The sequence below is a fragment of the Enterovibrio baiacu genome, assembly GCF_004120195.1.
GTDB classification, from domain to species: Bacteria; Pseudomonadota; Gammaproteobacteria; order Enterobacterales; family Vibrionaceae; genus Enterovibrio; species Enterovibrio baiacui.
In genome coordinates this window covers 1-16,597 of sequence record NZ_SCHN01000029.1, presented here as the reverse complement: position 1 = coordinate 16,597, position 16,597 = coordinate 1, and the positions used below count along the sequence as shown (strand labels likewise).

General features: G+C 53.4%; 1 protein-coding gene. It reads right to left on the bottom strand.

What is annotated here, in order from left to right; all coding sequences use genetic code 11:
- Positions 1–4 precede the first annotated feature (4 nt).
- The gene (locus EQP46_RS22910) at positions 5–16,564 is read right to left on the bottom strand and encodes a hypothetical protein (protein WP_205685945.1); all 16,560 of its coding nucleotides are present in this window, start codon (positions 16,562–16,564) and stop codon (positions 5–7) included.
- Positions 16,565–16,597 lie beyond the last annotated feature (33 nt).

Below are 16,597 nucleotides of genomic sequence, written 5' to 3'. Positions count from 1 at the left end.
TCCTTTATTTCTTATCATTAACTACTTTATGTGGCCACCATTCTGGTGGCTCACCATCACTTCGAAGATTATCTACACCTCCTTTACCAAACTTCCTCCAATCTGCTTTGGGAATAGCTGAGGTGAACCTACGGGTTCCATTTTCATGAACCATGAATCCAGTTTCAAATTTTACTGCCTTCCCTGATGGGCCGAAAAATATAGACTCTCTAATCTCAAACGTCCCAAATTTATCTGTCCAAGTCGTGACTATGTTTCCCTCTTGCTGAGCCACTGATCTAAAATGGTCTTCAAGCAACTGGCGCCCTTTCGCATTGTCATGCACGCCTAATCGCTCCATGTATAAATATAGTTGTTTTGTTCTGGGTGTATTGTGTTCATCTTTTCTTGCTCGACCAAAAAGATAATTGAACTTATTAGGATCTACTTCAACTAGAAATTTATCAACAAAATTGTTGTTACCTATAACATCATCAACCAAGCCAATCGTCGCCTTCGCAGTTCGGCTTTCTAATGTTGCCACACCAAACGTAAGTATATCCATCGCTGCCGTTTGCAGGTCGTTGATACCCATTGAATAACCAGTAAAAGCATTGAACTTCACGCCATCTTGAGAATTGATTCCAGTAAGACCAACAACACCACCAATAGCATCTAGCGGAGCTAAACCAATATCAACCATCAGACCTAAAACTGGATAATTGTCTCTAAAATAGCGTCTTCCTTCATTAACCCAACCTTCATTCGATTGATACGAGCCATCTTCACCATAGGCAATTGCGCCACTGCTGAGGACTATACCGTTAGATGGAGCCCATGTTGATTCGATAGGGAGCCCCGCTTCATGATAATTCTCATACCCTTTAAGGCTATATACCTCGGAATCAAAAATCTCACCCGCTTGTTGCTCAAGTACTTCTGTGTTGACGAATGCTTGAGGCTCGTCACTGTCGTCCAAAAGTATCTCTACACCATAACGCTTGGCTTCTTCTTCAAAGCTAAAGCTGTCGTTTATCGCACCACCAAAATATACACCCACGCCATTAGTGGATGCTGTTCCTCCTATTCGGGTTCTTTCCCTTGGTTTATCAATTACCTTGGCAGCCGCTGTGTTACTTGCGTTCTGTCTTTCAATTTCACCAACAACTGCATTCCCCAACACATTCCCAAACGCATCAACTGCCAATGCCCCTGCATTGTCTCGGAATGAATCTCCTCGTAAAACAGAAGTCGTTGCGCTACCTACAAACCCACTGATGTAGTCATTAGCCAGAGTATTTGTTAATCCCCAGTCACTGAGATAACCACTCTCACCTCCTAAAGAGCTTCCAACCAAAGAGCCCACCGTTGATGCAACAAGGCCTTCCCAACTGAATGAAACATCTTGTCCCAACACTTTGCTACCAGCATAGTTAACACCGTATGAAATCGCGGCTTTTGAAAAACCTGTAACCCCAGCGGTATTTAGCCCAGCCGTAACTGCGCCAGCCAAAGCACCGGTTGCTACTTGTTTCCATGAGAAACTTTCAACCTCCCCTAGAGCTATACCTACAAGTTGTGATGCAGCTGAGCCTGCTGCACCACCTACAGCTCCACCTACAACGGCAGAACCAGCCAAATTACCGATGTATACACCTGTGTAATAAGCAACTACGACTGCTATAACTACCATCACTATCTGTGCAATCGGGTTACAGCTCTTCTTCGGTGGCGGCGGCGCAATCGGGTCTGGGTTTACATTGCCCAGCACCTCGCTTTCGTTATACGGTTTGAAGCTCTCCGCACCATTGAAGGTTTGAGTATGCTGGTTAGGAATAACCAGCACCTTGCCTTCGATCAGTGGCTCCGTTGGTGATAGGCCATTGGCATCGGCAATCAAATACCAGTAGCGACTGTCGCCGTAAACGAGTTGCGAGATGCGTTGTAAGGTGTCGTTGGCAGCGACCGTGTAGGTGCCCGGCTGTTGGCCTGCGCTAGCCCCGCTGTCACTCAATAGGTCTGCATTCACACTGTCTATTGCAATATTTGCTAACGGGTTACCCCCATTGGTCAGCTCAGCACTGAGTTTGCCGTCCGCCACTTGCAACGCAATTTGACCATTAAAGTCCGTCAGTATTTGTCGCTCACTTTCCTCTTTGGTGCTGGTTACCTTTGTGAGATGCCCAACGTTGTTGTAATGGAAGGTCGTCGTGCCTGGGGTGAAGTTTTTGCTGTATACCCGGCGAGTTGTGTTCGCTGTAATACTCTCTTTCTGGAAGTTTTCTCTGCCTTGATAGGCGTAGGTTTGGGTATCGACGACCGATTGCCCATCGATCGTGTGGAAGGTGCGCTGCACCGCCAGTTGCCCACTGAAGTGATAATCCATCCACACCGAAACTTCTTGCTCACCGGTGGTGTTGACCACTTGGCTGTATGCGCGACCATCTGCGGAATACAAGATGTCTGTCGTGGACGTTTTGCTTGACTTCAGTTCAGCGGTCGTCGGCGATGTCTCTATGTTGTCGCGCGAATACGTATAAGTGCGTGTCACATCGGTACTACGCTCAGCATGACCCGTCATGCTGTTTGTCTGCGTCATTGCCCGTGTGTTGTAACGTGTTCCGTTGACGTATTCGTATTCGTTTATACCGGCAATATGCCCGTTTTTGTCATAGCTTAGGTGGGTTTCATTTTTCACCGTCTCGGACAGTGTCTTTTTCGCTGTGAATTCATATTGACCGCTCCAACGGCTGAAACCAAAGGCCGTATATTCAACTTCCCGTTGCTCAGTCTCCCAACTCAGCTCGGTGATTTTCTGGCCCAGCGCGTTATAGGTGATACGTCGGTCACCTGCCTGTCCCTGGATGCTGTTTAACGCCACATCTGTGCTTCGGGTATGCGACCCCACCGTGCGATTGTCATCGTCATAGTGATACCAGCGAGTACCGGACTGCTCGCCCGACGTCACCACTTTACGGCGGTTACCCACGGCATCGTAGAAGTACTGTACCGACGAGTCAGCCAGCGTATGTACCACATCTGGTTTCTTTACGTCCTCCCAGGTGCGATAAGAGTCACCGTCCTCGTCGTAATGGATTGTCCATACACGCTCATACTCATCAATGGCCTCGGTCTGTTGTATCTCACTGGCCGTCACACCTTGAATCCGCCCCAGCGCATCCCACTCTGTGCGCGTTACAAGCTTATGACCATTGTCCGTCAATGTACGTGTGGTTTCCTGCCCGCTGGCGTTATAGGCATAAGACTCTTTTTTGCTGCCCGCCGTTTGGGTTTTCAGTAACCCGTTGTCCCAATAATCGTAGTTTTGGGTAATGGCACCCGATTTCGTTTTCAACTGACCAAATTCGTCATAGCCATAGCTGACCGAATCACCGCTATACAGCGTTTGGGTTTTCAACCTGCCGTGCGTGTCGTAATGCGAGGTTTTGGTGGCTTTAATCGCACCGGACGCTAACCAAGATTCGGTTTTACGGTTGCCAAAGCTGTCGTAGGTATAGCGCTTGTGTTGCCCTGCCCCTTGGGTTTCCAGCACCCGTCCTGCCGCGTCATAGCGGGTGAAAATTTCATAGCCTGACGCCCCCTGCCACTGCTCATGGTAGCGCTGCCCTGCCTGGTCATAGGCGTACGTTGCATACACTTCCAAGTACCCTTTACTCTTACTCACTTTGGCGCGGGTCAGCAGCTGGCTGTTATTGTCATAAGTGAACACTTCCCCCTGACCGGCAGCATTCACGCGCGCTATCTCGTCCCCGAACGCATTGTGGTAGTAATGGGTTGTTCCCCCAACCCCATTCACATCCATCAGTTTTTGACCGGTAAGGTCGTAGTAACTTTTCTGCCAGTGGCCATTGCCATCTTGCACCGCGATACGATTGCCATGGCGGTCGTAATACATCAGCGTCATGACGCGGGTTGATGTGTCGATGCTGCCGTCGGCACGCACCACGTCAACACTGGGGCCAACCTGCTTAGTCACCTGATTAGCATGATTGTAGCTAAGGGTATGGGTGTGGCCATTGACTGTCTGTGTGAGCACATTGCCCCAACGGTCATGGACCATCTTGGTCACAGAGCGCAACGAGGTCGCCACATTCACGTCCTGGGCAGGGCCTGTTTCTTGGGTGAGATTCCCCACTTGGTCGTACGCACGTGTGGTGGTACGGGTGCCTTCAACGGTTTCCGCCGTGACCTTGTCTAGCCAGTTGTAGCGGTAGCCGGTGGTCACGCCTTTCACGGTGTTCTGTGTGACACGGCCTAGGCCGTCATAACCGTAGCTTTCTTGCACCGTGCCATTGTGTTGCTTCGCCGTCACTTCACCGTACGCGTTATAGATAACCGTATCGATGATGTCATCTGCATTGTTGACCGAGACCGTAGTCCCTGTCTGACGGCCGGTGACGTCATAGTGGTACGTCACGTCGCGGGTATGTTGATAGCCGTTGCCGTTGACCTCGGTACGCTCACTGATGACACGGTTCATCGCATCCGTTGTGATGGCGGTATAATTCCCTTCCGCATCCCGGCGGCCGATAAGACGGCCTTCATCATCAAAGTACTGTTGCGTCACCCGGCCAATCGGGCCATCGACACGGGTCGCGACCTGGTTGCCTTGCGCGTCATAGAAGTAGTCCGTGCGCTGATTGGCGATGAGTCTCTCAGGAAGTGCGCCCTTAAAGCCAAGCTCTAAGCCATCAACCAAGTATTCACGCGTTTTACCCCAGCTCGCGACTAGACGGCCTAGCGCATCGTATTCGAGAAGGGTCCGGTCTGCCGCGGTAAAGTGGCTGTCTGGGTCAGTGGTGCCTTCTTCTGTCACCGTCAGGTACATACGGCCTGCATGGTCGTGGTAGGTGGTGGTGATAAGGTCGTTGGTGACGTCCTCGACAAGGGCGCCATTATGACGGTGGTAGGTAACGTTGTGCAGAGTCGTTTGTTGGCGGTTACCGCGGTTATCGTAGCTAAAGCTCTGTTCGCGCGCTGTGGTGTCAGCATCCGCTAGCCAAGCGTTAAGCGCATCCAGCGTCCAATCACCGTCGTAACGCGCGGTCAGTTCACGTTGTGTGACCACTTCCCCATGACCGTTATAGCCATATAGGGTAACGTAATGTTCAGCGTCACGGGTGGCCAACAATTGCCCAGCCACAGAATAAAGGTGCGCTTGGGTGGTCACGTCGGATTCAATCACGCCATCGTTTGATGCACGCACGGTGACAGACAGGGTCTCACCAAAGGCGCTCAGCGCCACTTGGGTGTCGCGAGACAATGTGTCCACCGAGCTGCTTTGCGTGGTAGACACACTCTGGCCACGTTGGTCATAGCCATAGCGAAGAAGACGGTATTCCCCCGCGCTCGCGGTGAAGGCATCGAGTGTTTCTACCGTCAGGGCTTCACCTGGGGTGCGCACACCACCAAAGGCGGCGCCGTAGCGCCGTTGCGCCACTTTTTGATTCAGACCGTCATAGCGGTGTTCGGTCACATACCCCAGCTCATCCACTTCAAAGCGTAAGCGCCCCATTGCGTCATACACGTTGTCGCGGCGTTGCCCGTCCGCGTTGATGTTGATGATAGCCTGATGAGTGGCATCAAACGTGACGGTACTGCCCGCAATCCCAATTGACTGGGTCTGATTGCCGTCCACATCGTAAACAAAGGTATTGGACGTCTCATCCGCCGTTCCCTTGGCCGTGATGGTGCCCACCACATTACCGAGACTGTCGTACTGATGTTCACTCCGTAGGCGACCAATGTATTGGGTTAGACCGCCTTGCTCTGCGCGCTCTGAATAGCTGACCAAGGCGGACACTTCACCAATAAGCTGACCACGGTCATCATATTCATACGAGGTATCATTACTGGCCGTCTCTGCATTCATTTGGCGTTTAAGCAGGTACTGGCTGAACTGCACCACTTTCTCAGCATCGGACAAGGTGCCCGACGCACTCAGTTTGGCCATGTCAGCATCATGAATATATTGCTCTGCTTGCAGGTGCAGGTTCATCGCGACGTTGAGGTTGCTTTGGGCTGAGCCAAGCTCTGTGGTGGCTTCCAGAAGAGAGGCCTGCGCAGCATTGTAATGCCCCCCGGCCACGTTGATTTCTTGGCGAGCGGCCAATACCAACCCTTCCGCGTTCGCTTTGTCAATTTCTGCCTGTGCCAGTAGCGAGCGGGTGGCGCTCACCGACGCCTCCGCTTCTTTACGTGAAGCAACCGACGTCGCCAAAGCCGCTTCCGCTTCAGCAATGTCCACATTCACCCGTGCAAGCGCCGCTTCACCATCAGTGATAGCCGCTTGGGCGGTATCCAGTGCCAACTGCGCATCGGCTATCTGTTTCTCCGCGGTGGCGATTTCGTTCTGTTTGGTGTGGTAAGGGTCTAGCCAGGCTTCTATGCCTGCGATGTTGGCTTTGGCGGTGTTAACGGCGTTAATGGCATTTTGGTAGTTCACCAAAGCGGTTCTAATAGTTTTAAGACCACTTATCGCCCTACTGGCCCAGGTTTTTATTTGGTTTTTGGACTGGTTGTAAAGTGAGTCCAATTTTTCAATGAATCTCCTATCATAACCTTCTATACCTGACCACCACAAAAAGCCATAAGAGCCCTGTTTCGTAACCTTGTAAGGGCCATCAATTGTTCGGTTTAGCTGGTTTGCACTCCTGTATACTGAACTTAATAAATTTATGTAATCATTAACCCCGCCAATCTTTGCGCCAACGGTATTTGGCTCATTGATTACCCCGGATATGGAACGTGAGAAACTGACATATGAAGATGCACTTGATGAATCAACGTATGGCAACTTACGCATAAACATTGATTGAAATTGTGCCTCGAATTCATTTGGCAAAAACGTGCGCACCTCAAAGGGTCCAAAAATAAAGTTATCGGTTCTCTTGTAGTAGTAGAAGTAATTAAAGGAGTTATTACCTATCTCAGGCCGAAGGTTTAACGCACTAAAGCCAGATGACTCCAATACACTCCCCCTACGATGAACAACACCTCTACTCCCAAAGCGAATAATATTGCGCCCGCCGAGTTGGCGACTAAGTTCCAGCTTTGCATTGGAAAATGCCTTATTCGCTTTTTCCAATACCTTATTCGCCGCAACCAACTCATTTTCTTTATTCGTAATATCCTGGGCATGTTGAGTTAACACAGCCTCATTGGTACTGATTAAGTCACTCGCATTTCTAATGATGGTCTGGCTATTAACCTCAATCGCCTCCCTCTCCACCTGAGAAGATGTCAGGATAGTTTTCTGAGTATACAGCGAGGTCAGTGCGCCCACTTTGGCAGCCTCAACGGCCAAGGCATCAGCTTGCGTGGACTCTTCACCGGCTAAGGTATCCCTAAGTTCATTTTCCTGCTGGCGCAGACGCTCAGCCTCTTCTTCCAAGGCTTCATACTCAGCGCGCTTATCGGCCATAGCTGAAAGCTGCGCTTCGATTTCTTCTGACAGCACAGCCACTTCTTGCTTGAGGTCTGCCACCTGCTGCTTGTTAGCTTCGACGTCTTCCTCAGCCTGGGCTCTTGTGGCAGTTGCTTCTTCAAGATTACGCAGGGAGTTGGTGACCAGCAGACCTTGCGCGCCATCGTCTGTCAACGCGGTCAGGGTTGATTGTTGCTCGGCCAATAAGGCCTGTTGCTGATGGATGAGCGCGGCGAGTTCATCCTGCAGGGTTAGGTTGGAAGTGTCTTCCGCCAGTTGGGATTGCACCACTTCGATGGACGCTGCCAGTGCCTGCAGGTCTTGCAACGTGCTGTTGGAGGTTGCCTGAAGTTCTGCTTGTGCTAATGCCCGCGCTTCTTCTTCGATGCGGGTCTGTAAGCCCGCCAAGGCATGGTCGCTTCTGTCACGCTCTGACAACAAGTACTCAAGGGTACGCAGCCTGTCTCCCAGAGTCGCAACCCCTTCGATTGTGCTTTCTAGCGAGCTTGCCAAGTGCGCTGATATCGCCTCGCCACTTGCAATGATACCCTGTCGAATGTCTTCTATTGATAGCCCTGAAGGCTCGCCCGTTCTAAAATCAATGCGTTCAGGATTTTTATGTACCAACGCGTACGCAAAACTCGACCGTGGGCTGTAAGGAATTTGTGGCGCCAAACTACCTGGCACGTAATCAAGAGTCTCAGTAATAATATCAGCCGCATCCAACACCTGTTCGAGCTTCTGGTTCGCTTTAATGTAGCTGCTGATATTCGACTGCGTGATAGGGCTCGAACGCAGGCTTAACACAACACCATAGCTATACGACCTCATAGTGCCACGGAGAGAATCCCAGTCTTGCTGAATACTCTTCGCTCTACCATCAACCGATTGCCCCAATTTATTCAGGTAGTGTTCTGTTACCCCGCGTGAGCCATCGGTATAATAGGTGTACAGCGCGTTTTCATATTCATTCAAGAATGAAATTTCGTTATAAAGTCTGTTGTTCGCGGTATGTCCATTGGTTGGGGCGACGCTGGAAAAGTATTGCAGGTCCGTAAACAAGGTCGACTGCGCTTGCGCCGCAGTGTTTAACGCCGCCATTTCGGCTTCTATTGCCGCATCCAGTCCTGCACGTTGCGTGGTCAGCTTGTCCACCGCCACGGCTGCTGACAGCTGGGTTTTTGCGAGGTAGGCATCGGCTTCAATACTGTTGAGGCGGGTCTGAGCATCCTCGACCAACAACGCCTTGTCCAAGGCCTCTTGGACTGATTGTAACTCTTCGAGGGCGTCATCCAGCTTGGCAACATATCTCGCACTCTCTGATGCAGCCTGTGCTCTGGCTGCAGTCAGCCCTTGTTCTGCACTTAAGATAGCGCCCGTGGCAGGGTCAGCCACTTTTGTGCGTCCCTGCCAAAGCGTCTCTGCCTCCTCCAGCGTCATAAAGTGCGCGGGCACGGCCGTGACGGCCTCTCTCATCTCATTGAGACGCTGAATAAACGCCGCATTGTCTTCGCGGTAGCGAAGCAGTTCAGCATTTTCCGTACTCATGCTGGCCGTTTCAGATAAGCGGCCAATGTGCGAGGCAATCGCCTCATTCATTGCAGCCACATTGGTTGGTGCAGCTTCTGGTGACAATGACGCTAATACCTGCTCATAGCGCGCAGTGAAATCGTCAAAGCGTGTTCCTTCTCCAAATAAAACACGTAATCGGGTACGCTGCCTGTCTTGTTCTAGGGCCTCAAAATACGCCTGCATCGACTCTACCGACGCCAGTCTTTGCGCAATATCATTACGCTTTACCTCTGCATCTAAAGCAGCCCATGAAAGCGCTGTATCCAATAGCTCTTGCGTTGAATGCTCTTCTGATGAGGGCAAATCCATGGGACGTAGATAGTCACTTTCAGAAACATAGGTATTTCCGGGATTACTCTCCCGCAATGCTTGAGCTTCCTCCAGCGTGAGGAAGTGTTCAGGCAGTGTTGATAACACACTGTCAATGCTTTCTAAGTCAGACGCCCACTGTGCGGTCAGTGCCAACCCCTGTGCAATGTCATTGTCAGTCCATTGGGATTGACTGAGCAGTGCCCGCAACCCTGACGCATGATTGCCGAAGGCTTCAGTATCAACGCTTGCCTGCAACTGCGCTTCGACACGTGTTTCGAAATACTCCACATACCCGGAGTGCAAACCATAATGCTGGTGCTGCCAATAGGGGAAAAGTGCACCGATAAGAGGATAATCACCTCTCGTATACATGGCACCAGAAGGCCTTGCATACCGTGTTGCGAAAGTATCAAAATTCGCGGTTTCACCACCAAACAGGGCCAACATTTTGGCTCGCTGTCTGGCGTCTGCTATTTCCTGGAAGGAGCGTTGAAGGGACTGAACATCTGAGACCTCTCGAGAAACATTGCTGCGCGAACCCTGAGAATTAGTTTCAACAGCGGCCAATATTTCATCCAATATTTCCTGCGTGGAATACCCCTCCATCGAAGGGAAATCAACTGCATCAAGACCTTGATATGTATTCCCAGGGTTATTTTCCCGTAGCGATTGCGCCTCTTCCAGTGTCAAGAAATCGTCTGCCAGTGTCGACAGTTCGTCGTAAATGAGGGAATAGTTTGTCATTACCTTTTCGGTCAAGGCTATTGCTTCGACCACATCACTGTCACTCCATTCCACCTGTCTCTTCAACGTGTTTAAGCGAGATACATCACCAGAAAACGAGTCAAAATCAACCACGGAAGAGACGCGTTCATTTAGATGTGCTCTGTAATGGCTGTAGTAACCATGTAAATAGCCATAGTTCTGACTTTGATGGTAAGGGAACACTGCGCCGATAAAGCGTGATGTGTCTCCAGACAAACCCACGCCTGAATGAGCCTCACTAGAAATGTTTCCTACCTTATCCATCTCAGCTTTAATCGCTGAGCTCTCCTGTCGGTAACTGTATAGTTCCTGCGGGTCGGCAACATCCAGCGTTGCCTGGGCAGCGTTGAGGACTTGTTGCGCCTCATCAAAGTTCAGTGCCGGCAAGTAACTGGCCGACAAAGCCTCAATATCCTGCAATATCCCCGGTTGGGCATACTCTCCAAAGTAGCGCAGCGACAGTCGATGATTTTTCTCGCTTTCGGTCTCAACCGCATCTTCGTAAGTCTGACGAGCAACGGCAACCGCCTCTTCCCATTGCGCCGTTGTCATCATGGAGGCATTGCCATTCTCTGCTTCAACAGAAGCGGCATCTGCTAACAGCTCATGGACATTGTGGGTCTGAAGCTGCACCAACAGCTCTGCCTGTTGGGTAAGTAGGGTGTTCTGATCGCTCACCAGCGCGGCTAACTCATCGAGCAGTACATTGTTACTTGGGTCTGATGCGATCCGAGCCTGTTGGTCTCGTATCTGTGTAGATAAGGCTTGAAGCTCAGCTGACACCTGTCTCAGTGACAAGGTCAGGGCTTCTGTTTGCGCTTCTTGCTCTTTCATTTCGATCTGAAACTGCAGCTCAAACATTGCGTCTTGGGCCGCATCAAGCGCTTTTTTTGCCTCCACAACTGACGAGAGATTTTCACGATACGCTGCAAGCAATTCCAACCCTTGCTCGGTTAACGCGACATAGCTATCAACGTCACTTTGCACCTTCACATTGGTTGCACCCAATGCTTCGCCCAAGGTGTAGTCGGGTTCCTGATGGTATCGCTCTTCCCCTGTGACAGGATCGATATAAGTGGGGTGTCGCGACTGCCAGAGTTCTTCAGGGCTTTGTTGTGACCAAAAATGGGCGGGGATTTCCGAACGTATCTGACCCAGCGTGTCCAACCGTGCAATGTAGTCGTCAAGCTCAGACAGCATGTCGGCCAAGGAACTGTGTTGCAACGAGCCTTCTAGCTCCACCGCCATCAGTTCAATGTGTGTCTGCACCCCTTCGGATAATCCTTGGTTTGGATACCCAGCTTCTTCTAACAAGCTGTAATACACATCTTCATAATGTTCAGCATATCCGTGCACCACAGACCCCGAGTCAAACAATGCGCTGAGCGCCGGATAGGAACTCGTCACAGGGAGAGACACTTGGCTACGTAGCGCGAGCCTAACCGACAACTCTGAGAGCTCGCCGCTATTTAGATAAGTACTAAAATCAGCCTGTCTCCGCGTCGCCGTGGCCTGCGCGATACCATACTCTGCCTGCGCTAACTCGAGAGCCGCATTAAGCTCATCCAGCGTACGGGTGTCTTCTACATCCCGTTGTCCTGCCTGCGGTGCAACATCCACGTTCACCACAGACCCCAACGCGATAAACGCGTTCTGCGCTATCTGTGCCTCCATGTTGTTCAGGCGCATCTGTACGTCTAGCAAGGTGGCTGCCGCCTGGGTGTTGGAGGCGTCAGTGTAAGCGCGAGTCAAGCTTGCTTCACCGTCGCGTCGCACAGCCGCTTCCACATCGGCAAGACGCGCTAACGCCGATGCCAACGCCTGTTTGACTGAGACGTCTGTTTCACTCGCAAAGCGCGCGTCCAGTGTGTTTCGTGCATCATGAATAACCGCCAGTGCCGCCTCGGCACGGACACTTGACTCAGTAGCGCGCGCTATCGCCCCGCTTTGCGACGCAAAGTCATCGTGAGTCTCTGGCATCAACTCTGTGATGATGCTCTCTGTCACCAACGCCTGCACCGCCGCGTCAGTGATAGCCTTTTGAGTGAGGGCCACTTCATAGGCAGCGCTGGCAGTATCTGCCGCTGTCTGCGCCGCCGACAACTCTTCATGGTATTGCACGCGCAGTGCGTCTTCTTTCGTCTCTATCTCCGCACGCAGTTCGAGGATGTCTTGTTTGAGGTTCTCTTGATACGCCGCCTCTTCTTTGACGTCCAGGTACAGGTTATCAATGCGGGTCGCCGCGGTATTAATGTCCACGCCCAGGGCATGGTTAGCCGCATCGGTGCTGGCAATGTCCTGCTCAAGCTGTGCAAGCTCTGCATTAAGACTGTCTATGCGCGCCTGTTGGGTATTGAGCGCCGTCAGTTTGGCGTTGAGTTCAACCGATGCCTCTTCAATCCCACCCAGGTTGTCCAACGCCTGCTGGAACACGGCGTAGTCTTTGATGTCACTGTCGCCATCGCGCACTGTAATGATGGCGTTTTTGATGGCGGTGTTGTTGACGTACGCTTTCTTGGTCGCGACCTCTGAGTGGCGGTTGTATTGGTATTCAACAAGGTAACCGTCACCGTCGAGCGTAAAGCGTTTGCGGCCGAGGGTGTCGTAGACGGTCATCTCGCTGCGCACGTCGTTAGCGAGCTGCGTTTTAAGGTGCTGACTGAGCGCCTCTGTGTCCATCAGGGCTGCGGTGAGGTGAACGGTCTCGCCGTAGCGCAAGGTTTGGGTGACGCGTCCTTCGCCGTCGTAGCGGCGCTCGCTCACCTGCCCGTTCGGGCTCACGGTAAAACGCAGTTGCCCTTTGCCGTCATACAGGCTGTGGGTGGTGCGGTTGGCGGCGGACGTCTGGCTCCAACCCGCTTCGGTGGTCGGTTGATGGTATTGCGTGGTCTGGGTCACCTGCCCGTTGGCGTTGTAGGTGTAGCCCGTCGCATACCCCGCCCCGTCGATTTCGTAGGTAACACGCCCGTCTTTGTCGTATTGAGTGCGGGTGACGCGGTCTTGCGTGCTGTCCGCGACTTTCTTGATTTCCTGCCCCATCAAGAATGCGGTCATTTTGCGCGGTAAGTCTATGGCATTGGCATAGCGTGTGGTTTTCACCACTTGGCCTGCGTTGTCATAGGTATATTCCGTCACATAACGCAGGGCATTGACCTCATGCACCACCCGGCCACGGCCGTCATAGGTGTAGCGGGTCACGGCCCCGTTGCCGGTGATTTTTTCCGTGACTTGCCCCGCGTCGTTGTAGCGGTATTCCGTGGTGCGCACACTCTGGGTTTGGTCCCAGTCGGCCCCTGACTTGACCACCTTGTGGGTCATGCTCCCCTGCGCGTCATAGCCGTATTCGGTGACACGCTCTTCCAAAACCCGTGCAGGGGCAGTCTCTGTGCTGTCGATGACCTTGCCGTCCACACTGCGAAGCACCTGGCCGTTGGCGTCGTACTGGTAGGTGGTGGCAATGCCGCCCAGCTCGGTGTGGATTTGGCGGTTGTGGCTGTCGTAGCGGACCGTGGTCACCCGCCCTTCGCTGTTGGTCCAGACTCGGCGGTGTTGGCTGTCATAGCCGTATTCGGTGGTGAGCGTGATGTCATCCACGTGTTGAATGACTTTCCATTGCAGGCCGTTGGCTGTGTAGCGGTATTCGGTCTTGGCGCCTTCGCTGTCAACAGTGAAGGCAAGCTGACCGGTGCGGGTATCGTAGCTGTTGGTGGTGAGCACCTCGAGTGTGTCGCTGCCCGCGGCCTTAAAGGCGGTGTGGGTCACCTGACCTCGGTGGTCATAATGAACATGGCGTTCGTTGCCTTCCCCGTCGGTGACGATGGTCGTTTCCCCGTGGGCGTTACTTTCGGTCACCGTCCGCACCCCGCCTGGGGTCAGCATAACGACAGCATTGAGATGGTCATCATAGGTATAGTGGGTCACCAGTCCCTTGGCGTCCGCCTGTTTCAACGTGCGGCCAAGGGCATCAAGCTCGATGCGCTCTTGCAGCGCGCCACTCAAGCGGGTAATGCGTTTACGTCCCCATTCTGCATACGTCTGGGTGGTCACCCTCCCGACACCGTCAGTCTCTTCAACAACACGGCCCGCATGGTCGTACTTGCGCGTCCACTGGGACACGTATTTGAGCTTGGCGGACGGGACAATGTCAGTCAGGGTATCGCCCCCGGTGAGGCTGCTGCCTTCGCGGGTGTCTTTCGCCACCGATTGGGCAATCACATTGCCACGGGCATCGTAGCCGTATTGGGTCACATAGCGGGCAATCAGGTCACCACGGGCTTCTCCTTCCGTGGTGTTGAACGCTTGATAGGCATCCGACACGTGCTGGCGCACCGTGTGGCTGACATGGCCTTGGTGGTTGTAGTGGTACGCGGTCGTGATGCCTTCCCCGTCCACGGTGCGGGCAAGGCGCCCGGCGTTGTCATAAGTGAAGGCCTCTTTGAGCTCGCCCCCGGCCGTCCGGGTCTCTGTCTCCCCGAAGGCGTTGTAGGTGGTGGACGTGGTACTGCCTTTTGCGTCGGTGGTCGAGAGCAAGCGCCCTGCGTTGTCATACGCGTAGTGGGTGGTGCCGGTCGCCGGGTGGGTGGTGCTTTCTGTCCAGCCCATGATGTTGTAGGTGGTCTGGCTGCCTTGCTGCGTAACAAGGTCGGTCAGATTCAGCGATTGCCATTCCTGTTTGCCCGCGAGGGCCACTTGGCCTTCAAGCTCGTTAAAGTCGGTGTAGGTGTGGTAGACGCTGCGGCTGTCATCGGTATTGGCCGCCGCCGTTTGCTGGCGCAGCAAGCCCGTGACATCATCATAGTGGTAGCGGGTTTCAATGCCGTGTTGGTTGATGCTGCTGACAAGACGCCCTGCCTTGTCGTTGCGCACACGGCTAAGTAGCTGCGCATCCCCGGCTTTGTTTAAGATGCTGGTGATACCCCCATCGCGGTGGGTCACGGATTTCGCATAGCGATAAGTCGCCACCTCACGCCCCGCATCCAAGTAGCGGGTCTCGGTCACAAAGCCTTGAGCATTGACCGTGTATTGCTGACGCCCTTTGGCATCATAAAACGTTTGGACACGGTCAACGAGGCCACTGGTCTCAGCAGCATTCGCCACATGATACGTTTTGGTCTCGATAAGGCGTCCCGCCTCATCGTATACGTGGCGCGTGATGAACCCGTCGGCATCAGTCTGGCTGTCAAGACGCCCTGCCGCATCATACGTCTGGGTAGCTGACACCGCATTGGCCTTGTCGCCCTCGGTGTAACTCAACACACCCACTTGGCGGTCTTGGTGGTCGTACTGAGTCTCGGCCACGCGCCCTTCCCCGTCTATCACACGGTGCAGGCGGCCTCGGGCATCGTACTCGGTAATGATAATACGGTGCGTGGTTTTCTCACTGACCTGAGACAAGATATCGTCGGCGGTGACCGAGAGTGTGTTGCTCTGGCTGTCGAGCCACGCTGTCATGTCCAGCGCACTGTCATAACGGATTTCTTGTAACACACGTCCTTCGCTGTCGCGGCGGTACTCGGTCACTTGCCCGGTGGCAGACACAGTCACCCACAGACGCCCTGCCGCATCGTACTGCTGCACGCTCAGGCTGCCGTTCGGGTAAGTCGTTGCAACCAACTGGCCACGCGCGTCATACACAAACCCGCGGGTGCGGGTCTCTTCGCCCGTCGCCTGTTGGCTTTCGGTCAACAGCTCCCCGCGCACACTGAAGGTGCGTTCGGTCACCAGACCACTTTCTTGGGTCACCAATACCTGACGGCTGGCGTCCAGGTATTGGGTGCTGACGGTGTTGCCCGCCGCGTCCGTCACACTGGTAACACGGTTGAGCCCATCCACCACTTGGCGAGTCTGAGACAGCACGCGCACCTCGCCCGTGGCAAGGTTGCCGCTCAAGGTCTGGGTGCCCAGCAGGTTCCCGAAGGCATCGTAGGTCATGTGCACATGCTCGGTCCCCGTCACTGACAAGGTCAGTGCCTCGTCGGCGGCGCGCACACTTTGGTCAACCAGCGACCATTGACCGTCTTTGACTTCGCTGACCGCCACCAACAGGGTGCCCGAGGCACGGCGCTCTTGCGCTGTCTCAGTGAACAACGGGTGACTCAGTCCGAGTGCTTTCAGGGCGTTCGCGGCCCTGCCACTGATGTTGTTGGCCCAACCGTCTGAGCCTGTCACCACCACCTTGCCGCCTTCTTCTGGCATGACCAAGGCGTCCAAAGCATTGGCCAACAAGGTGCCGCCATTGGCGGCGTTTTGCGTATCGATGGTCTCGCTCGACACCACCTGATGGTGTGCATTCAGCACCGTGAGGGTAATGCCGGTGCCAAGGTCACTCACCACAGGCGTATTCCCCACGGTCACACTGCGCCCACTGGCATCAGTCGACGCCGACACCGTCACGTCCGACACCACGATACCCTGACCGTTAGCATCAAGACGGGTGTAGCGGGTCTGGCTCGCCACTTCCCCGCGGGCATAGGTGTAATCAGTGAGCACACTCTGTTGCTTGTTCTGGGTCAATGCAATGCC